Origin of the sequence: Caballeronia sp. LZ024 (assembly GCF_031451455.1) — a bacterium.
In the GTDB taxonomy this organism is placed as follows: Bacteria; Pseudomonadota; Gammaproteobacteria; order Burkholderiales; family Burkholderiaceae; genus Caballeronia; species Caballeronia telluris.
This window is the reverse complement of record NZ_JARUXL010000002.1, coordinates 187,854-207,766: the sequence shown is the minus strand read 5'-3', so window position 1 is coordinate 207,766 and position 19,913 is coordinate 187,854. Positions and strand designations below refer to the sequence as shown.

Genomic DNA, 19,913 nt, shown 5'->3' with positions numbered 1-19,913 from the left:
CCTGCAGATCAACGCGCAGAACTGCGTGCACTGCAAGACCTGCGACATCAAGGACCCGACGCAGAACATCGTCTGGGTCACGCCCGAAGGCGGCGGCGGACCGAACTATCCGAACATGTGAGCCACGCTCTCTCTCGACGCGCTCACGGAGTCTGCAACGTACCGTCTTTCAGTCGAGTCTGCGTCCACGTTGTGACGGTGTTCTCGCACGGATACTTCGACGCCTCCGCTTCATCGATATCGACGCCAAGTCCTGGCTTGTCGTTTGCATACACGTAGCCGTTCCTGAACTCAGGCAGGCCGGGAAACACATCGAGCAACGCGGCTCGCGGTCCCTTGAGTTCCTGAATCACGAAGTTCGGTGGCTCGGTTCCCGACCATTCCTGCACGCCGAAATTGCGCGAAGCAAGATCGATATGAATGTTCGCGGCGTGCGCGAGCGGCGACATGTCGCCGGGGCCGTGCCACGCGGTTCTCACGCCGAACTGCTCGGCGAAGATCTGCAGCTTGCGCCCGGCCGTGATGCCGCCGATCTGGCTGAGATGCACGCGGATGAAATCGATCAGCCGCTCGGTGATCATGTATCGCCACTCGGACGGATGGTTGAAAAGCTCACCTTGCGCGAGTGGCGTGGTCGTCTTCGCGCGCAGCTGGCGCATCCATTCGCCTTCTTCGAGCGCGATGGCGTCTTCGAGGAAGAAGAGGTCGTAGGGCTCGAGTTCGCATGCGAACCGGATCGCTTCGACAGGCTTCAAACGTTCATGCACGTCGTGACACAGCGCGACATCGAAGCCGATTTTGCTGCGCAGGCCGTCGAACAGCTTGAGCGTGTCACGCATGTACTTGCGGCTGTCGAGATACACACCATCGAGTGCGCCTTGCGGCGCGCCCGACGGCGCTTTGCCAAAGCCGGCGCCGCCATAGCCGCCGGTCTGGCAGCGGATATGCGTGATGCCTTGCTCGCGATACTTCTGGATGTTCTCGCACAGTTCGTTCAGGTCGCGTCCATCCGCATGACGATAGATCGGCACGCCATCGCGGCACTTGCCGCCGAATAGCTGATAGAGCGGCATGTTCGCCAGCTTGCCCTTGATGTCCCATAGCGCCATGTCGACGCCGGAGATCGCGTTGTTCTCGATCGGGCCATTGCGCCAGTAAGCGTTCTGATGCATCAACTGCCAAAGCTCTTCGATCGCATCGGCGTCGCGCCCGATCAGAAGCGGCCGCAGATATTCCTCGATCAGGCACTTCACCGCGACATGCCGGTACGCGAACGTCGCGCAACCGAGCCCGTAGAGACCGGGCTGGTTCGTCTCCACTTTCACCACGATCAGATTGATGCCTTCCGGCGCGGTCAGGATGATCTTTACATCGGTAATGAGGGTTGCCATGTGATGCCTGCAAAGAAGATAGGGTTGTCCGCAATCGTTGCTGCTTACGTGCGGCCCACGGCGAGCCGTGCATCGTCCTTGGAGCGTTCGTCCGAACGCGCGGGCACGGTGATCATCAGAATGACCGACAGCAGCAGGGCGCCTGCCATGAACATGTACGAAGCGGCGGGGCTTCCGGTCGCGCCGTTCAGATAGCCGACGACCCACGATCCGCAGAACGCGCCCAGCGCACCGCACGCATTGATGAGGCCGATTGCGCCGCCGAGCACGTTGCTCGGGATCAGTTCGGGCACGAGCGCGAAGAACGGTCCGTAGGGTGCGTACATCGTTGCGCCGGCGATAACCAGCAGCGCGAACGAGAGCCAGAAATGCGTGCTGCCGAGCAGGTACGAGCCGACGAACGCGATGGTGCCGACGAGCAGCAGCGGCCACACGAAGAGCTTGCGGTTGTGCGTCTTGTCGGAGAGCCACGAAGCGAGCAGCATCAGGATGATCGCGCCGAGATATGGCACGGCGGCGAGCCAGCCGACCGACACGATGTCGATCGTGGACGCCTGCTTGAGGATCGACGGCAGCCACATGATGAAGCCATATACGCCGATGCTCCAGAGCGCGTGAATCGCGCAGAACTTGATCACGATCGACGAGCGGAACGCCGACTTGTAATCGCGCACCGGTGCGATGTGCGCCTGCTCGGCCTTCAGGCGTGCGTCGAGTTCGGTCTTCTCGGCTTCGCTCATCCACGGCGCATCGGCGGGACGATCCTTCACCGTGAACCACCACACGATCGCCCAGGCGATCGCCGGCAGCCCCTCGATCACGAACATCTCGCGCCAGCCGAAGCTGTGCACCAGATAGCCTGACACGACCGACATCCACAGCACCGTCACCGGATTGCCGAGGATCAGGAACGTGTTGGCACGCGAGCGTTCGCTGCGTGTGAACCAGCGGCTGATGTACATCAGCATCGACGGCATCACGGCCGCTTCCACTACGCCGAGCACGAAGCGCAGCACCATCAGCATCGGGATGTTGCTGACCATGCCGGTCGCGGCCGCGCACAGGCCCCACAGGATCAGGCTGAAGAAGATCAGCTTCTTGACGCTGTTGCGCTGCGCGTAGATTGCGCCGGGCACCTGAAAGAGACAATAGCCGAGGAAGAACAGCGAACCGATCAGCGACGACATCCCGTGCGTGATGCCCAGATCCTTGTCGATGCCTGCGGCCGCTGCGAAGCCGTAGTTCGCGCGATCGAGATAGGCGAGGCTGTAGGTGATGAAGATGATCGGCATCAGATACCACCATCTCTGGGGTGCTACGGGTTTGACGCTTTCCATGATGTCTCCGGATCGTTGCTGCGGTTGCTGCCGACGAGGGGTTGAGCGCGGGATGTTGTTCTTGTGCCCGCGAAGTCTTGAGTTCAGAGCACGGCGAGCCAGCCGCCGTCGACGTAGATGATCTGGCCGTTCACATAGCTCGACGCCTGCGACGACAGGTACACCGCCGTGCCTACGAGTTCTTCGGGCTTGCCCCAGCGTTGCGAGGGATTGCTGCTCTTCACCCACGCGTCGAAGGCGGCGTTGTCGACGAGTGCCTGGTTCATGTCGGTGAGGATGTAGCCCGGACCGATCGCGTTCGCCTGAATGTTCGACGACGCCCATTCGGCGCTCATCGCGCGCGTGAGCATCTTGATGCCGCCCTTGGCCGCCGTGTAGGCGCCAACGGTCGCGCGGGCGGACTCGCTCGTGAGCGAGCCGATGTTGACGATCTTGCCGCCCGTGCCGCGCGCGATCATGCGTCGGGCGGCCTCTTTCGCGACGATGAACGCGCTCGTCAAATTGGTGTCGATCACGCGCTGCCAGTCGGCGAGTTCGAGTTCGACGAGCGGCTTGCGAAACTGGATGCCCGCGTTGTTGATGACGATGTCGACTTGCACGCCGTCCTTGTCCCATTGCGCGAACGCTTGCGCGACCGCTTGTTCGTCGGTGACGTCGAACGCGCGGCCTCGCGCTTGCAGGCCGCGGCTCTGCAGACGGCCGGCGGCTTCGGCGACGGTGTCGGCGCGCGTGCCGTTCAGGATCACGCTCGCGCCTGCGGTCGCGAGACCCTCGGCCAGCGCGAAGCCGATGCCTCTTGCCGAACCGGTGACGAGCGCCGTGCGGCCGCTTAGATCGAATAAATGTGTCATGTGGGTTCCTTTGCCATGTTCTTCAGAATCCGGGCGCGAGTGCGCCCCGCGCGGCCGCCCGGGCGGTCGCGATGTCGTGATGCAGTGCGTGTTTCGCTATGCGCTCAGACGGGCTTTTCGTTGACGGTCCGATCGACCGCCGCGCGGTCCTCGAAATCCTTCTCCGCGCGCCGGATCAGCGTGAGGACCGCTTCCTCGGCCGCCACCGGATCGCCTTGCTCGATCGCGACGCACAGCGCCTCGTGCATCGGCAGCGAACGTGCGGGACCGCCTTCGATTTCGGAACTGAGTTCGAAGCTCGTGCGCAGGATCGCGGAGAGCGCGTTCTGCATCTGCTGCACGAACTGGTTGTGGCAGGCGGTGAGGATCGCGCCGTGGAAGGCGAGATCGGCGGGAACGTACTCGCCGTGGCCCGCGACGGCGCGCTCCATCGCCTTGAAGGCGCGCCGCACCGCGATGCGGTCGTCGTCGGTTGCGCGCTTCGCGGCAAGTCTCGCGGCGCTCGGCTCGATGATCAGCCGCAACTCCATCAGGTCTTCGATGAGCCCCGGGTCCAGCGTGCCGGCCCGCGCGCGCCAGGTGATGACGTCCGGATCGAACAATTGCCACTGCGAGCGCGGCAGCACGACCGTGCCGTAGCGACGCCGGACCTCGAGCATGCCTTTCGCGGACAGCGATTTCATCGTCTCGCGGATCGTGATGCGGCTCACCTGCATTTGCTCGGCGAGCACGGGTTCGGCCGGGAGGATGTCGCCCGGCGCGAATTTGCCCGAGCAAATTTGCTCGCCCATCTGGTTGAGAACCTGTCGATGCAAGGTAGCCACGGTTTATCTCTCTAGGTCATACGTATGATGTAGAAAGATAAACGTGCAGTTCGGCCGGTGCAATGCGGGTTGACCCGGAGGCGCGTCAGGCGGGAAGGAAGTAAGTCGAAGGGAGCGGAGGGGCGGTAGGCTTCGCGCAGGCGAGCGCCTGGACCGGCTGGCGCAGCCATCGAACGACGCATCGTCGCGTTCGATGGCCGCAGCGGCGAGGCCAGATCAGCTTCCCCGATACGTCCCGAAACTCCAGGGTGAGCACAACAGCGGCACGTGATAGTGCTGCGCCGCATCCGCGACGGTGAAGCGGACCGGCACGACATCGGCGAACACGTCCGGCGTGCGGAAGTAGTCCGCCACCCAGAACCGCAGTTCGAAGTCGCCGGCGCGCGCCTGCGCGGCGGGCAGGATGGGGGCGTCGGTACGACCGTCGCGATTGGCCCGGGTGCGGGCAATGAGCATCGGCGGCTGGATGCTCATGTCGAACAGTTCGATCTGCATGCCGGCAGCGGGCTTGCCGAGCGATACGTCGAGAACGTGGGTGGTGATGCCTGCGGCCATCGTGTGTCTCCTGGTTTCAGCTACCGCGGTAGTAGTTGTAGCTCCAGGCCCGAACAACACGGGCAGATGGATGCGCTGAGTGACGTCGGTGACGCGAAAGCGCAGCGGGATCTTCGAGAGAAACAGCGGCTGCGGAAGTTCGGCCTTGCGTGCGGCGAAGTATTCGTCGACGTGCAGCAGCAGTTCATAGGTGCCGGCGCGGTAGGCGTCGCCGATCAAGAGCGGCGGTTCGCTGCGACCGCTCGCGGCCAGTTTCACGGTCTCGATGTGCTTCGCCTGCCCGTCTTCGATGCGGAACACGTCCACGCGCATGCCGGCAGCAGGGGTGCCGTGCCAGGTGTCGAGCGCGTGCATGGTCAGGCGCGGGTCGAGGCCGTCCTGCTGCACCGGTCCCGAGGTCTGGTTCGGGACGGGCGCGGTTTCCGTTCCGGCCGCCCGGGCGGCTCCGACCAAGAGGACACCGCCTCCGAGCGCCACGGATTGCAGCGCAAAGCGGCGACGGCGGGCATCGAAGAGGGGAAGCGTCGGGTTGTCGCTCATGTCAGGCCTCGTGTTTGTTGCCGAGCTTGCGGATGCCGGCGAGCACCAGCACCGCGGCCAGCACTTCGATGATCGCCACGAGGTAAAGGCCGGTCGTGACCTTGCCGGTGGTGTTCTTGATGAGTCCCATCACGTAGGGCGCGCCGAAGCCCGCGAGGTTGGAGACGGAATTGATCAAAGCCACGCCCACCGCAGCCGCACTGCCCGCCAGGTAACGGTTCGGCAACTGCCAGAACACGGGGATGGCGCTCATCGTGCCCACCAGCGCCACGGTCATCGCGACGAGCGAAATGACGGACGGCAGCCCCTCTACGCCCATCAGCACGGCCAGCGCGGCCATCGATATGCCGCCTGCAATCGCCGGGCCGCTGAAGTGCCAGCGGACTTCGTTGCGACGGTCGGAGCGCGCGCCGTTGACGATCATGCCGATCGCGCCGCAAAGATAGGCCACCGCCGCGATCCAGCCGACGACCATCGGCGTGGCGAAGCCGACGTCCTTGATGATGGTCGGGATCCAGAAGGTCAGCGTGGAATTGGCGCACAGCAGGCAGAAGAAGATCGCGATGAGAAGCCACACCTTGCGGTTGGTGAGCAGCGTGCGCCAGTCGTGACCGCGCTCGCCCATCGCGGCGCTGTCGCGTTGCAGGGCGTCGAGCACCACGCGTTTTTCATCGGCGGTGAGCCAGCGAGCCTGCTCCGGCTTGTCGGTCATGTAGAACCACGCGAAGACGCCGGCCAGCACGGACGGAATGCCTTCCAGGATAAAGAGCCACTGCCAGCCGTGCATGCCGTGAAAGCCGCCCATCGAGGTCATGATCCAGCCTGCGAGCGGCCCGCCGAGCACGCCAGCGATAGCGGATGCCGACATGAAGGTACCGAAGGCCTTGGCGCGCCGCTGCGACGGATACCAGTAGGTGAGGTAGAGAATCACGCCCGGATAGAAGCCCGCCTCGAAGGCGCCGAGCAGGAAGCGCAGCAGGTAGAACTGGGTCGGCGTGGAGACGGTGGTTTGCAGCATGCAGATCACGCCCCAGCAGATCGTGATGCGCATGATGGTCTTCTTGGCGCCGATCTTCTGCAGCAGCATGTTCGACGGCACTTCGAAAAAGAAATAGCCGAGAAAGAAAATGCCCGCGCCAAGGCCGTAGACCGCCTCGGAGAAGTGCAGCGAATCGAGCATCTGCAGCTTGGCGAAGCCGATATTCACACGGTCGAGCCAGGCCAGCACCCACAGCACGCCAAGGAACGGCAGCAGCCGCCAGGAAACCTTGCGATAGGCACTCGCCTCTCTGCTGGTTTGCCCGTCGTCCGCTACGTCGGGGAACGCCGGCATGGCCTCTTTGATGATCGACATGGTGTGTCCTCTACAGTCGGTTGACGGCGCCTGACCGGGACGCCGGGAAGAGTGCGGCGGCGGCCGTGCGTTCGATTGGAGGCAAGTATAGAAATGCAAAAACAATTGGGAACGGCGGGGCGCTGAATAGGCCCGATAGCAAGCTGAATATGGGCTGCAAAGCCTTACGCCGTGCGGCTTTGCGGACTTGCGTCGAGCGTGTTTTCCGGCTTATGGATTACCCTTGGGCGGTCCGTTCGGGTCCGTGCACCGTCGCCGTGCAGAAATTCTGCGGACGCAATTTGGCTTCGCCCCGTTGCCCTGCTGTCTCCGACACGTTACAACGTCAAAATTGGCAGGCGGCGCCCGCTACGCTGGCGCTTCATCCGAACCCGGGACTCACCATGAATCGCGCCGACGATCCCTTCGATACCTACCTGCTGCGCGTGCTGTGCACGCTCATCGCCGAGCGCAGCGTGTCGCGCACGGCGATTCGCATGAACCAGTCGCAGCCGGCCATCAGCAGCGCGCTCAAGCGTCTGCGCGACATCTTCAACGACCCGCTGCTCACCCGCGAAAAGAACGTAATGGTGCCGACCGAGCGCGCGCTGCAACTGGCGCAAAGCGCGCAGCACGCGCTCGGCGCGCTGGACAATCTGCTCGTCTCGGACGATCGTTTCGATCCCGCCAACACCGAGCAGACTTTCACGGTCGGGATGCCCGACTACCTCGCGCCGCCGTTCTTCGCCCATGTGGTGCGCGAGTTCCGCCGTGCGGCGCCGCGCGCGCGGCTCGTCGCCGTGCCGCTATCCGCGAGTTTCAACTACGAACAGGCGCTGTCGGAAGGGTCGCCCGATATCGTCATCGGCAACTGGCCGAATCCGCCGGAGCATCTGCATCTGTCCGTGCTGCTGGAAGACGATGTGGTCTGCGTCGTGGCTGAGGACAGCGTTCACGCGCAGCCTGGCAAGCTCACCGCGGAAGCGTATCTGAGCGCGTCGCACATCGTGCCGACGCCCTATTCGCGCGACCAGCGCGGCGTCGTGGATACGGGACTCAGCACCCTGCGCGTGCACCGCGACAATCGCGTGAGCTGCCCGTACTTCAATCTCGCGCCGAGCCTGATCCCAGGCACGGACCTGATCCTCACGACCGGCCGCCACTTCGCCAATTACCACGCGCGATATCTGCCGGTGACGGTGCTCGATCCGCCCATCGACTTTCCGTTCATGCGCTTTTATCAGTTGTGGCATCCGTCGCGGCATCGCTCGGCCTCGCACGCCTGGCTGCGCGGCATGCTGACGGCGGCGGCGCAGGAGTTGCGCGATCTGCGCGACATGGCGCGCGGGTAGACGCTATCGGGTTCTGCTATGTGGCTTATAAGGGCGTGCTTCTCGCTCAGCGCGCGTGTGCTTTCTATACTCGGTGCGTCGTCATTCACGCATTCGGGAGCACTCCATGTCACAGTCGATCGATCTTGCGCCGCTCAACGCGCTCGACCACGCAACGTTTCTTCGCATGTTCGAAAGCGTGTTCGAGCACTTTCCGCGAGCGGCTCGCGGCGCGTGGGAACGGCGGCCGTTCGCGTCGGCGCTCGCGTTGCATGACGCGATGATGGACGTGATACGCGGACTCGATGCGAAGGGTCAGTGCAATTTTCTGAACCTGCATCCGCTGCTTTCCGGCGCCAATGTTCGCGCAGGCACGATGACGCTGGATTCGGATGCGGAGCAAAAGAGCGCCGGACTGGACGCGATGACGGCCGAGCAGGAAGCCGCGCTCGACCGCCTGAACACGGCCTATCTCGCGCGGCACGGCTTTCCGTTCATCATCTGCGTGCGGCACTACACGCGCGAAGGCATCTTCGCTGCGCTCGAAAGGCGCATTGGACGCGACACGCAACAAGAGAGGGATGAGGCGTTGGCGCAGATCGCGGCGATCACGCGCAGGCGCCTCGACGAGCGCCTGAAGACAATGCGCCGATCGACGGCCGGTGAACGCGACGGCGCGACCGTTCGATCGGCATGAGCCGTCAGCGCCCGGCGACCGCGCGCGCCTGACTTGCGACAGCGTATCGGTTGGCGGGGCGCGGCAAGCCGAGGTTATCGCGCAGCGTGGTGCCTTCATACTCGGTGCGGAACAGTCCGCGCCGCTGAAGTTCCGGCACGACGAGTTCGGCGAATTCAGTTAGTCCTCCTGGAAGCCACGGCGACATGATGTTGAAGCCGTCGGCGCCTTCTTCCTCGAACCACTGCTGCAACTGGTCGGCGATGCGCTCCGGCGTGCCGACCACCTGCTGATGACCGCGCGCCCCCGCGATGCGCAGATACAGCTCGCGTATGGTCAGGTTCTCGCGCCGCGCGAGGTCGAACAGCAGCCGCTGCCGGCTCTTGCCGCCGTTGGTTTCCGGCAGGTCGGGCAACGGCCCGTCGACGGGATACTGCGAGAGATCGACGCCACCCGACATGTTCGACAATAGCGACAAACCGACTGTCGGATGGATCAGGTTTTGCAACGCATCGAACTTTGCGCGCGCTTCGGCGTCGGTCCTGCCGATCACCGGGAAGATCCCCGGCATGATCTTCAGGTGTTCCGGCTGCCTGCCATAGCGCGCGAGCCTGCCCTTGAGATCGCGATAGAACGCCTGTGCTTCGTCGAGTGTCTGGTGGGCGACGAACACGACCTCGGCGGTCTGCGCGGCCAGCTCCTTGCCGGCCTCCGACGCGCCGGCCTGCACGACGACCGGCCAGCCTTGCGGCGAGCGCGCGACGTTGAGCGGCCCGCGCACCTTGAAGTGCTTGCCGCGATGGCCGAGCATATGCAGCTTGTCCGGGTCGAAATAGACGCCGCTTGCTTTGTCTCGGAGGAAAGCATCGTCTTCCCAGCTGTCCCACAGGCCCGCCACGACGTCGTAGAACTCGCGCGCGCGTTCATAGCGCACGGCGTGATCGGGATGCTGTTCGAAGCTGAAGTTCTGCGCTTCGGATTCCGTGCTCGACGTCACGAGGTTCCAGCCCGAGCGGCCGCCGCTCAGATGATCGAGCGACGCGAATTTGCGCGCGAGATTGTACGGCTCGTTGAAGGTGGTCGAGACAGTCGCGATCAGCCCGATGTTGCGCGTTACGACCGAAAGCGCCGACAACAGCGTGAGCGGCTCGAAGTGATCGGCACGCGCGGTGCGCGACAGCGAGGGCAGGTGCGTATCGCGCACGCTCACGCCGTCGGCGAAGAAGATCGCGTCGAACTTCGCCTGCTCCGCGATCTGCGCGAGCTTCGCGTAATGCGCGAAGTCGAGACCGCCGCCCGCTTCTGCATCGGGATGACGCCACGCGGCGATGTGATGTCCCGTCTCCATCAGGAACGCGCCCAAATGCATTTGCCGCTTGTTCTTTTGATGCTGCTGGTTCTGGCTCATCGTATCTTCAGGTCCGTTGAAAGCGTTTCGTTGTTCGTTGACTTAGCGTTCGTTCCGCGAGACGGCATCGCGCTACAACTGCCCCAGTTCCCCGAGGATCTCGTCGCGCAACGCGACGAACCGCGTATCGCTGCGATCGCGCGGCCGCGCCAGTCCGACGTCGAGCACTCGCCCGATCCGCCCCGGCCGCGCCCGCATCACCACGACGCGGTCGGCAAGAAACACGGCTTCGTCGACGTCGTGCGTAACGAGCACCATCGTGATCCGCTCGTGTTCCCAGATGCGTTGCAGTTCGCGCTGAAGCCGCGCGCGCGTGAGCGCGTCGAGCGCGCCGAACGGTTCGTCGAGCAGGAGCAGGCGTGGGCGGTTCACAAGCCCGCGCGCAATCGCGACGCGCTGCGCCATGCCGCCCGACAACTGGTGCGGGAAGTGATGCTCGAAGCCGCTCAAGCCGACGAGCGCGACATGCTCTTCTACCGCGCGCCGTTTCTCGTCGCGTGAAAGCGGCGCATTCTTGAGCGCAATGGCGATGTTCTGTTCGACGTCGAGCCACGGAAAGAGACGGTGTTCCTGGAACACGATGCCGCGCGCGAGATCGGTCGTGCGCACGGCTTGGCCGGCGAAGTCGATTGCGCCGTCGAATTCGCTGTCGAGTCCGGCGATGAGGCGCAGGAGTGTGGACTTGCCGCAGCCGCTCGCGCCGACGATGCTCACGAACTCGCCGCTTGCAATCGACAGGTCGATGCCGTCGAGCACGGGTCGCTCGGCGGCGTCCCCTGCGAAGTGCTTGGCTACTTGCCGCAGGTCGAGCCTGCTGTCGGAATGCTGGATGACGGTCGACACGATGAAGCTCCTATTGCGTTTGACGCGCGTGGTGCGCATGAGTGAACCAGCGCCGCTGAATGGCGCGCGCGAGCGCGTTGAGCGCCCAGCCCGTCACGCCGATCACGATGACGCCGAACACGACGAGATCCATGCGGAACTGCTCGCTGCCATCGACGAGCGTATTGCCGATCCCGCTTCCCGCGACGAGCAGATACTCGGCGCCGAGCGTCGCGAGCCACGAATAGATCAGCGCGAGGTAGATGCCGGTGAACACCGACGGCAACGCCGCAGGCAACACGACATGGGCCACCGTCTGCCACTTGCTGTAGCGGAACACGCGGGCGACTTCGAGCAACGCGGGCGGGACCGCGCGGATGCCGTCGCTCGTATGCACGACCACCGGCACGAGCGCCGCGAGCGAGAGGAACACGACCTTCGCGACATCACCGAGACCGAACCATACGGAGATCAGCGGGATCCACGCGAACAGCGACACTTGCTTGAACGTGTTGAAGCTCGGGCCGATGGCGCGGTTTGCGAGCTTGGAGACGCCGAGCAGCGCGCCGAGCGCAAGGCCCGCCGCCGTGCCGATCGCAAAGCCGGTCAGCTCGCGCGCGAGCGACGCGGACAATGCGCGCCAGAGCGCGCCGCTTTCGGCCTGGTCGATCGCTGTGTGCCACACCTGCGCGGGCGACACCAGAATGCCGTGCGTGCCGCCTGCGTTGCGCGAGACGTACCACCACGCGACGAGGGCCGCGATGGGCAGTGCCCAGCCGCGCCATCGGCCTGAAGGTTGACCAGTGCCGAGCGCGCGTCCGGCTTCGAGTTCGAGTGAGGTGTCGGCCATGAGGTCTTCCTTAGTGCGCGTTGCCGCGTTGCAGCCGTGCTTCGACGACGGTCAGCAAGCGGTCGGCCGCATACCCGATCGCGCCGACCACGAGCACCGAGGCCAGCACGAGATCGAGCTGAAACAACTGCCGTCCGTAGACGATCAGGTAGCCAAGTCCCTCCGACGATGCGACGAGTTCCACGACCACGAGCGTGAGCCACGCCTTCGTGAACGCAAGCCGCACGCTGGTGCCGATTACGGGCACGGCGGCGGGCAGGATCACCGAGCGAATCGTCTGCGAGGGTGTGAAGCGGAACACGCGTGCGACTTCCCGGTAGGCGTCCGGCGTCTGGCGAAAGCCTTGCAACGTGCCGAGCGTGACCGGAACGAGCGCGGCATGCGCGATGAGGATGTACTTCAGCGGTTCGCCGATTCCGGCCACGATCATCAGAAACGGCAGCCAGCCGAGCACGGGCACCTGCACGATCGCGTTGAACGCGGGAAGGACGTAGGCCTCCGCCGTGCGCGACAGCCCGAGCACGCCGCCGAGCAGCAGACCGAGCGCCACGCCCACGCCGAATCCCACGGCGACGCGCGACAGGCTCGCGCCGACGTGCATCCACAATTCGCCGCTGCGGATCATCGCGGCGAGCGTATCGAAGACGAGCGCGGGCGGCGGCAGCACTTGCGCCGAGATCCAGCCGTAGTGGGAACCGAGCGTCCAGAGCACGGCGCACAGCGCGGGCAGCAGCCAGGGCAGAGCCACCCAGCCGGCCGTGCGCGCCGCGTTCAACCGCGACCCGCGCGCCGGCGTTCGTGCGCCATGCACGCCGACGTCGACTGCGGGATCGAAACTACGTGCGAAACCGTTCGTCATGGTCGAATCTCCGTAGGTCAGGATGCGATCGGCTTGCCCGATGCATCGAAGCGCGGCCAGTAAGCCTGAAGCTTGAGCGTCTTGAGCGCTTCGTCGAGGTACTTCGGCTCGAACCAGCCGTTCACGCTCACTGGCTGGCGGATCAGGTTCAGACGCAGCGCGTCGTCGGCGACGGCCTGGTAGCGCGCGACCAGAAACGGATCGATCAACGGCGAACTGCGATCCTTCAACGGCTGGTTCGCATACTCCGACTGCCACGATTGCGCCGGCACACCGCTCTTCGACCACAGCTCGAACAGTGCATCGCGATTGGCTTCATCGGAGGACCACTGGGACGCCTGCACGACCGACGTCACCACCTTTTGCACGGTCTCCGAGTGAGCGCGCTCGAAGTCTTCCAGCACGAGCAGATGCGCTTGCCGCGTGAGTTGCAGGCCGCCGTCGCGCGATGCATAGACGATCTTCGCAAGCCCTTGCCGCTGGAGCTTGAAGAGGTTGTAGTCGAGGAAGACCGCATCCACGCCCTTAGATGCCAGCGCCGCCTGTGCCGCCGCCGAATCGAGGTTGATCACGCGCAGGTCGCGCTCGGTGAGACCGTTTGCCTTGAGCACGTTATCGGCGACGAGTTGCAGGTTGGTCCCGCGGAAAATGCCCACGCGCTTGCCTTTAAGGTCCTTCACGCCCTTGATGTCGGAATCCGGCGGCACCGCGAGATACACGCCCGCGCGCACGTTCGACGCCACCAGCAGATGCGTCTTGAGCCCGTTTGCGCGGCCGAGCACGGCGGGCAGATCGCCCTGGTAGGCGAAGTCGATCTGCTTGTTGGCGAGCGCTTCGTTCACGGCCGGACCCGCGCCCTTGAAGAAGATCCATTCGACCTTGGTGCCGTCGGCCTTGAGGGCGTCCTCGACGCGATGTTGCAGTTGCGCGGTCGCGGCGGGGGGTACCCCCAAAACCCGCGGGTCGCCCCCCCCCCCGTTCCCCCCCCCCCGAAATAAACCCCCCCCCCCCGCCCCCGCCCCCTTTTAATATCCCCACTCCCCCTGGGGGGCGGGGGGCTTGGGGGGCGCCCCCGCGGGGGGGGGGGGGGGGGGGGGGGGGGGGGGCCCCCCCCCCCCCCGGGGGCGCCCCCCCCGCGCCCTGTTGCGCCACGCCGATCTTGACGACGCCCGGCGCGGCGGCGAACGCAGTTGCGCTCGCGATGACGCCGAGCGTCGCCGTCAGCGTCTTGAGTAGAAGTCGCAGTGTCATCGTGTATGCAGGGAAGTACGGGAGGGCCCGGACGAGCGTCCGGGCAGGCGAATCAGGAACGCACCGTGCGCGTGACCGTGCGGCTCGTGCGGCCGTCGATGCTCACCGGCACGTCGCCGTGCACGGTCGCGCGGCGCACGACGCGATGCGCGTCGGCGTAATCGGCGACGGCGTAGTGCTGCGTCGCGCGGTTGTCCCAGATCGCGACGTCGCCCTGCGTCCAGCGCCAGCGAACGGTGTTTTCCAGACGCGTGATGTGGTCCTGAAAGAGTTCGAGCAGGCGATCCGAATCGCGCTGCGACAAGCCGACGAAACGCTGCACGAAGTGCCCGAGCACGAGGCTGCGCTCGCCCGTCTCCGGATGCACCCGCACGACCGGATGCTCGGTCTCGTAGAGCGTCGAGGTGAACTGCTCGCGATACGCGAGTTCGGCGTCGGTGGCGGGCGTCGAGCGGGTCGCCGCGTAGTCGTAGGCGTTCGAGTGCACGGCCCACAGCGTGTCGGCGAGGTCGCGCAACGGCTGCGGCAGATGCTGGTAAGCCGCGACGGTATTGGCCCACACGGTGTCGCCGCCCGCGGGCGGGATCACGACGCCGCGCAGGATCGAGATCTTCGGATAGGCGTCGACGAAGGTGACGTCCGTATGCCACGAATTCGCGCGCGTGCCGTGCTTCGAGTCCAGTTCGAGCAGGCGGCTGCCGCTCGCAACGGAGGCCACGGTCGGATGCGCGACGGTCTCGCCGAAGCGCGCGGCGAAGGCTTCCTGAGCGGCGTCGTCCAGATGCGACTGGCCGCGGAAGAACAGCACCTTGTGCTGAAGCAGCGCAGCGTTGATGTCGGCGATGATGGCGCTGTCGAGCTCGGCGCCGAGCGCGACACCGCGTACCTCGGCGCCGACGCGACCGCCGATCGGACGGACATGCAGTTCCGTCTGCGCGGGCGCTTGTTGCTCGGTTGACGGATGCGAAAGGGTGGCTGTACCGGTCATGCGGATCTCCGTGTGGGTCGGTTGCTCTGGGTGATCGTGCGCGGAAGACTTTCCGCGATCGATGCATTGAAGCATTCCCTGCGACCCGGACCAACGAAGAGATTCGACTTTACTTTTCATGCCGCGAGTCGATCGCATATGAGGCGGGGCGCAGCCACCGACGCATGTACTAAGCGCCTGCTACGAAGCCGCCGGCAACCATCGCTTTCGATGCGGTGACATCACATGTCAAACGCTTTTCAGCGGTGTAGAGTAGCTTCGGCACCGCGATGACGGCATCGTGCGCCGCATGGTGCCGTGTCCAGAGCCTCAGAGGAACGACGGTGACGACTCCAGGGCCACTCTCCACACTGCGTCCCAAGCGCGAGCGCCTGCTCGAACGGCAGGCCGCGCTCGCCGCGCTGACCCGCATCGACGTGTACCAGAACGAGAATCTCGAACAGACGATCCGGTACATCATGGAGACGGCCGCGCAGTTGATGTGCGTCGAGCGTGTGAGCCTCTGGCGCTACACGCACACGCGTTCCGCGATCCTCTGCCTCGATCTCTACGAGGCGAGCGTCGACCGGCACAGCGGCGGCGCGCAATTGCAGGCCGAGCTATATCCCGCCTACTTCGAAGCACTCGCGACAAGCGACGCCATCGTCGTCGACGACGCCCATGCCGACCCGCGCACGCATGAATTCTCGGGCAGCTATCTCACGCCGCTCGGCGTGACCGCGATGCTCGATACGCCGGTCTATCTGAACGGCCGGATCGACGGCGTGCTGTGCCATGAGCAGGTCGGGCCGCCTACACCGTGGACGCCGGAAGACCGCCTGTTCGGCATCGCGCTTGCGAACCTGATTGCGCTTGCCGTCGAGCGCGACGATCGCCGACGCGCCGAGGAAGCGCTGCGCGAAAGCGAGCAGCGGCTTGCGACACTCGTCGCATACGCGCCGGATGCCATCCTAGTCTTCGATGCCGACGCCGATCGCTACGTGCAGGCCAACGCGCAGGCCGCGCGCCTTTTCGGCCGCGATTGCGACGCGCTGCTTTCGGTCGATCCGGTGGAACTCAGCCCGGAGCGTCAGCCCGACGGGCGTATTTCCAGCGAGGCGCGGCTTGAGATGATTGGCCGGGCGCTCGATGGCGGCACGCCCGTCTTCGAGTGGATGCACCTGAACGCATCGGGCGCGCTCGTGCCGTGCGAGATCCGCCTCGTGCGCCTGCCGCATGCAACGCGCAGGCTGGTCCGCGGCAGTGTCATCGACATCGGCGAACGCATGCGCACCGAGCAGGCACTGCGCGCGAGCGAGCAGCGGCTCTCCACGATGCTCGCCTATTCGCCCGACGCGATCACCTTGCTCGACGTCGACACGCTGCGCTTCGTCGAAGCGAACGAGCAGGCTGCGCGGCTCTATGGCCGCGATCGTGACGCGCTTTTGCGCATCGGTCCCGTCGAGTTGAGCCCGGAGCGGCAGCCCGACGGACGACTGTCGCGCGAGGCCGCGCGCGAAAAAGTAGAGGAGGCGCTCGCGGGCGGCGTGCCGGTATTCGAATGGTGGCATGTCGACACGGCAGGCGCGCTCTTTCCCTGCGAGGTCAGGCTCGTGCGCCTGCCCGACGCGGCGCGCCGGCTGGTGCGGGGAAGCGTCATCGACATCAGCGAGAGAAAGCGCGCGCAGTCGGAGTTGAACTGCGCGAAGGAGGCGGCCGAGGCGGCGAACCGCGCGAAGTCCGAATTCCTCGCCAACATGAGCCACGAGTTGCGCACGCCGCTCAATAGCGTGCTCGGCTATGCGCAGCTCCTGCGGCGCGAGGCCGAACTGAACGAGCGGCAATGCAAGGCGCTCACGATCGTCCAGCAGTCGGGCGAACATTTGCTTGGGCTCATCGACGAAATTCTCGACATGGCGAAGATCGAGGCCGGCACGCTGGACGTCGTGGCCGACAACTTCGATTTGAATCGCTTGCTTGCGAGCATCGCCGGGATGATGAAAAGCCGTGCGCAAGCAAAGGGGCTTTCCTTCACCACTGCGCAGTGGTCCGACATTCCGCGCGTGATCCGTGGCGACGAGCGCCGTCTGCGACAGGTGCTCATGAATCTCCTCGATAACGCGATCAAGTACACGCAGCAGGGCGGCATCGTACTGAAGACGGGGCTGAACGAAGAGCGCTTGTGCTTTCTTGTCGAAGACACGGGCATTGGCATTCAGCCGGAACATTTGTCTGAAATATTCGACGTGTTTCATCAGGTCCGCGACCCGGCGACGGTGATCGACGGAACCGGGCTCGGGCTCGCCATCAGCAAGCGGCTCGTGCATCTGATGGGCGGCGCGCTTCAGGTCGAGAGCACGCCGCACATAGGCAGCCGCTTCTGGTTCGAACTGGAGGTGCCGCCGGCCCAGGCAGAGCCGCCGATGGCCGCGGCCCGGATCGCGACGGGCATCGCAGGGGAGCGCCGGCGTGTTCTCGTGGTCGACGACGAGGCGGAAGGACGGGGCCTGCTTCGCGACCTGCTCGCGCCGCTGGGCTTCGACGTTCACGAAGCGGCGGACGGCGAAGCCGCCATCGACGAAGCCATGCTCATCAGGCCCGATGCGATCCTGATGGACATGCGCATGCCGCGCCTGGACGGACTGGCGGCAACCCGCCGCATCCGCGCGCTGCCCGAATTCTCCGGCACGATCATCTTCGCCATTTCCGCGAGCGCGTTCGAACATAACCGCGCGCGCTGCATCGAGTCGGGCGCCGACGAATTCGTTCCCAAGCCGTTTCGGCAGGAGAGGCTGATCGAACTGCTGTGCGCGCGTCTTGGTCTCACTGTGCTTTATGCCGCCGGCGATAGCGAGGAGCCCGAGCCGGAGCGCGCGGAGATCGTCGCCATACCGCCGTCCGCCGACCTTCGGCGGCTGCTCGATCTCGCGTCACGCGGTGATGTCAGGCAGTTGATGCACGAGACGAACGAGCTGGCCCGCCGCGATCACGCGCATGCGCCGTTCGCGGCGCACTTGCGCGAGCTCGGCGAAGCCTATCGCATGAAAGAACTGCGCCGATGGCTGAAGCGTCTCGCAGACGAGCCATGAAGCGCACCCTCCCCACCGCTGCGGACCAACGGCCGCTGATCCTCGTGGTCGAGGACATTCCGGCCAATCTGTCGATCCTGCTCGATCTGCTGAGCGCCAACGGCTTTTCGGTGTCGGTCGCGGAGGACGGCGAGAGCGCGCTCGAAGCGATCGAGTACGCCGCGCCCGATCTGATCCTGCTCGACGTGATGATGCCCGGACTCGACGGCTTCGCCACCTGTGCGCGTCTCAAGGCGAACCCCGCGACCCGCGACATTCCAGTGATCTTCATGAGCGCGCTGACCGATACCGTCGACAAGGTGAGGGGCCTCGAACTGGGCGCCGTCGACTACATCACGAAGCCGTTCCAGCACGAGGAAGTGCTTGCGCGCGTCGGCACGCATCTCGAACTCAGACGGCTCGCGGCACGGCTCAAGGAGAGCGAGCACCGGCTCTCGCGCATCATCGAATCGGCGATGGACGCCATCATCGCGCTCGACGAAGCCGGCCGCGTCACGCTGTTCAACCGCGCGGCAGAGCGCGTGTTCCGCTGCGTCGCCGATGAAGCGCTCGGCAAGCCATGCCACCGTTTTCTTTCTGAGCCGCTTTGCCGATTGCTCGGCGACTACATGCTCGGACAACGTCCGCAAGCGCCCGTCTGGGTGCCCGAGGGATCGAGCGCCTTACGCGCCGATGGCGAGTCGTTCGCGATCGAAGCGACGCTTTCATGGGCCGAAGCCACGGGTCAGGCGATCTACACGCTGATCCTGCGCGACATCGAAGAGCGCAGGAGAGCGGAGGCGGAAGTCGGACAGCTACGCGGATTGAACCGGTGCCTGCGAGAGGAATTGCGCGAAGCACAGGCGACGGAGGAACTCATCGGGCCCGCTGGATTGCGTCAGGTCATGGAGCAGGTGCGGCAGGTCGCCTGTACGGACGCATCGGTGCTCGTGAGCGGCGAGACGGGCACGGGCAAGGAGCTGATCGCTCACGCGATCCACCGCATGAGTCCGCGTGCGAGCCGGCCGTTCGTGAAGCTGAATTGCGCCGCGCTGCCGGCCAGTCTCATCGAGAGCGAATTGTTCGGACACGAAAAAGGCGCGTTCACGGGCGCGCTGGCGCGCAAGGCCGGGCGCTTTGAACTCGCCGACGGCGGCACGCTCTTCCTCGACGAAATCGGCGAGCTCGCCCTCGATCTCCAGGCGAAATTGCTGCGCGTGTTGCAGGACGGCGAATTCGAGCGTCTCGGCGGCACGCGCACGCAGAAGGCGGACGTGCGCATCGTCGCGGCGACCAACCGCAGTCTCGCCGACGAAGCCGCGGCCGGTCGCTTTCGTGCAGATCTCTTTTACCGCCTGAACGTCTTTCCGGTTGCGCTGCCGCCGTTGCGCGAGCGCCGCGCGGACATCGCGGCGCTCGCCGCGCATTTCGTGCGGCGCTTCGCGACGAAGTACGGCAAGCACATCGACGCGATCTCGAATGAGCAACTGGCCGTGCTCGAAAACTACCGATGGCCCGGCAACGTGCGCGAACTTCAGCACGTGATCGAGCGCGCGGTGATCCTGACTCAAGGCGCGCGACTGGCACTGGGCGACTGGTTCCGCGACGCGGCCCCCGCCGCGCCACCGACATCGACGACACCGGCCGCAACGGAGCCGGCACGCGACGGCACGGGCGCGGTGACGCTGGAAGAAGCGGAGCGGCTTCATATCCTCAAAGTGCTGGAGGAAACCGGCTGGCGTGTGAGCGGCAAGTCGGGAGCCGCCGAGCGGCTCGGACTGAAGCCCACGACACTCGAATCGCGCATGAAGCGCCTCGCCATCAATCGCAAGACGGGCTGAAGGTTCCCG

16 protein-coding genes and 2 pseudogenes are annotated in these 19,913 nt (G+C 65.2%); 5 read left to right on the top strand and 13 right to left on the bottom strand.

Translation table 11 applies throughout. From position 1 onward, the window contains the following. Window positions 1-121: 4Fe-4S dicluster domain-containing protein (locus QCE48_RS16375; RefSeq protein ID WP_293046220.1), on the top strand; the 121-nt coding region annotated here is incomplete at its 5' end. Between the two features lie 22 nt (window positions 122-143). Here the strand turns inward: QCE48_RS16375 and QCE48_RS16370 are convergent. The 7 genes and pseudogenes from QCE48_RS16370 to QCE48_RS16340 form a co-directional block, all read right to left on the bottom strand. Further along, the gene (locus QCE48_RS16370) at window positions 144-1,391 is read right to left on the bottom strand and encodes an enolase C-terminal domain-like protein (protein WP_309784890.1); all 1,248 of its coding nucleotides are present in this window, start codon (window positions 1,389-1,391) and stop codon (window positions 144-146) included. A 44-nt stretch (window positions 1,392-1,435) separates the two neighbouring features. Continuing rightward, on the bottom strand, window positions 1,436-2,728 hold the full coding sequence (locus tag QCE48_RS16365) for an MFS transporter (protein WP_309784889.1): 1,293 nt from the start codon (window positions 2,726-2,728) through the stop codon (window positions 1,436-1,438). 83 nt (window positions 2,729-2,811) lie between these two features. Next, entirely contained in the window at window positions 2,812-3,579 is a 768-nt protein-coding gene (locus tag QCE48_RS16360) for an SDR family oxidoreductase (RefSeq protein ID WP_309784887.1), read from the bottom strand. Window positions 3,580-3,683: 104 nt separating this feature from the next. Then, the gene (locus QCE48_RS16355) at window positions 3,684-4,403 is read right to left on the bottom strand and encodes a FadR/GntR family transcriptional regulator (RefSeq protein WP_309784886.1); all 720 of its coding nucleotides are present in this window, start codon (window positions 4,401-4,403) and stop codon (window positions 3,684-3,686) included. 216 nt (window positions 4,404-4,619) lie between these two features. Continuing rightward, on the bottom strand, window positions 4,620-4,958 hold the full coding sequence (uraH, locus tag QCE48_RS16350) for a hydroxyisourate hydrolase (RefSeq protein ID WP_309784885.1): 339 nt from the start codon (window positions 4,956-4,958) through the stop codon (window positions 4,620-4,622). A gap of 16 nt (window positions 4,959-4,974) precedes the next feature. Then, window positions 4,975-5,498: pseudogene (locus tag QCE48_RS16345) on the bottom strand (hydroxyisourate hydrolase). A gap of 1 nt (window position 5,499) precedes the next feature. Further along, entirely contained in the window at window positions 5,500-6,852 is a 1,353-nt protein-coding gene (locus QCE48_RS16340) for an MFS transporter (protein ID WP_309784884.1), read from the bottom strand. A gap of 383 nt (window positions 6,853-7,235) precedes the next feature. On the opposite strand from QCE48_RS16340, the gene QCE48_RS16335 reads away from it, so the two are divergent. Beyond that, window positions 7,236-8,183, top strand: a complete 948-nt coding sequence (locus QCE48_RS16335; RefSeq protein WP_309784883.1) for a LysR family transcriptional regulator — start codon at window positions 7,236-7,238, stop codon at window positions 8,181-8,183. A 106-nt stretch (window positions 8,184-8,289) separates the two neighbouring features. Further along, window positions 8,290-8,859 carry a 2-oxo-4-hydroxy-4-carboxy-5-ureidoimidazoline decarboxylase gene (gene uraD, locus QCE48_RS16330; RefSeq protein WP_309784882.1) on the top strand — a complete coding sequence of 190 codons (570 nt, stop codon included), beginning with the start codon at window positions 8,290-8,292 and terminating at the stop codon, window positions 8,857-8,859. Window positions 8,860-8,863: 4 nt separating this feature from the next. Here the strand turns inward: uraD and QCE48_RS16325 are convergent, their stop codons facing one another. The 6 genes and pseudogenes from QCE48_RS16325 to QCE48_RS16300 form a co-directional block, all read right to left on the bottom strand. Then, window positions 8,864-10,246, bottom strand: a complete 1,383-nt coding sequence (locus QCE48_RS16325; protein WP_309784881.1) for an LLM class flavin-dependent oxidoreductase — start codon at window positions 10,244-10,246, stop codon at window positions 8,864-8,866. Window positions 10,247-10,318: 72 nt separating this feature from the next. Beyond that, window positions 10,319-11,128, bottom strand: a complete 810-nt coding sequence (locus QCE48_RS16320) for an ABC transporter ATP-binding protein (RefSeq protein ID WP_309784880.1) — start codon at window positions 11,126-11,128, stop codon at window positions 10,319-10,321. Further along, the gene (locus tag QCE48_RS16315) at window positions 11,100-11,918 is read right to left on the bottom strand and encodes an ABC transporter permease (protein ID WP_309784879.1); all 819 of its coding nucleotides are present in this window, start codon (window positions 11,916-11,918) and stop codon (window positions 11,100-11,102) included. The genes QCE48_RS16320 and QCE48_RS16315 overlap by 29 nt, the downstream gene beginning before the upstream one ends. A 10-nt stretch (window positions 11,919-11,928) precedes the next feature. After that, window positions 11,929-12,777, bottom strand: coding sequence for an ABC transporter permease (locus QCE48_RS16310; RefSeq protein WP_309784878.1), 849 nt, complete (start codon window positions 12,775-12,777; stop codon window positions 11,929-11,931). A 17-nt stretch (window positions 12,778-12,794) separates the two neighbouring features. Then, window positions 12,795-13,751 (bottom strand): annotated as a pseudogene (locus QCE48_RS16305) (ABC transporter substrate-binding protein); the annotation flags it as partial. Window positions 13,752-14,080: 329 nt separating this feature from the next. Further along, window positions 14,081-15,016 (bottom strand): TauD/TfdA family dioxygenase, encoded by a 936-nt coding sequence (locus QCE48_RS16300; protein WP_309784876.1) that lies wholly within the window; start codon window positions 15,014-15,016, stop codon window positions 14,081-14,083. 323 nt (window positions 15,017-15,339) lie between these two features. Here QCE48_RS16300 and QCE48_RS16295 point away from each other — a divergent pair, with 323 nt between their 5' ends. Both QCE48_RS16295 and QCE48_RS16290 read left to right on the top strand, forming a co-directional pair. Continuing rightward, window positions 15,340-18,084, top strand: a complete 2,745-nt coding sequence (locus tag QCE48_RS16295; protein ID WP_309784875.1) for an ATP-binding protein — start codon at window positions 15,340-15,342, stop codon at window positions 18,082-18,084. After that, a complete protein-coding gene (locus QCE48_RS16290) occupies window positions 18,081-19,904 on the top strand; it encodes a sigma-54-dependent Fis family transcriptional regulator (protein ID WP_309784874.1) in 1,824 nt (607 codons plus the stop codon). Before QCE48_RS16295 ends, QCE48_RS16290 begins: the two co-directional genes overlap by 4 nt. Window positions 19,905-19,913 lie beyond the last annotated feature (9 nt).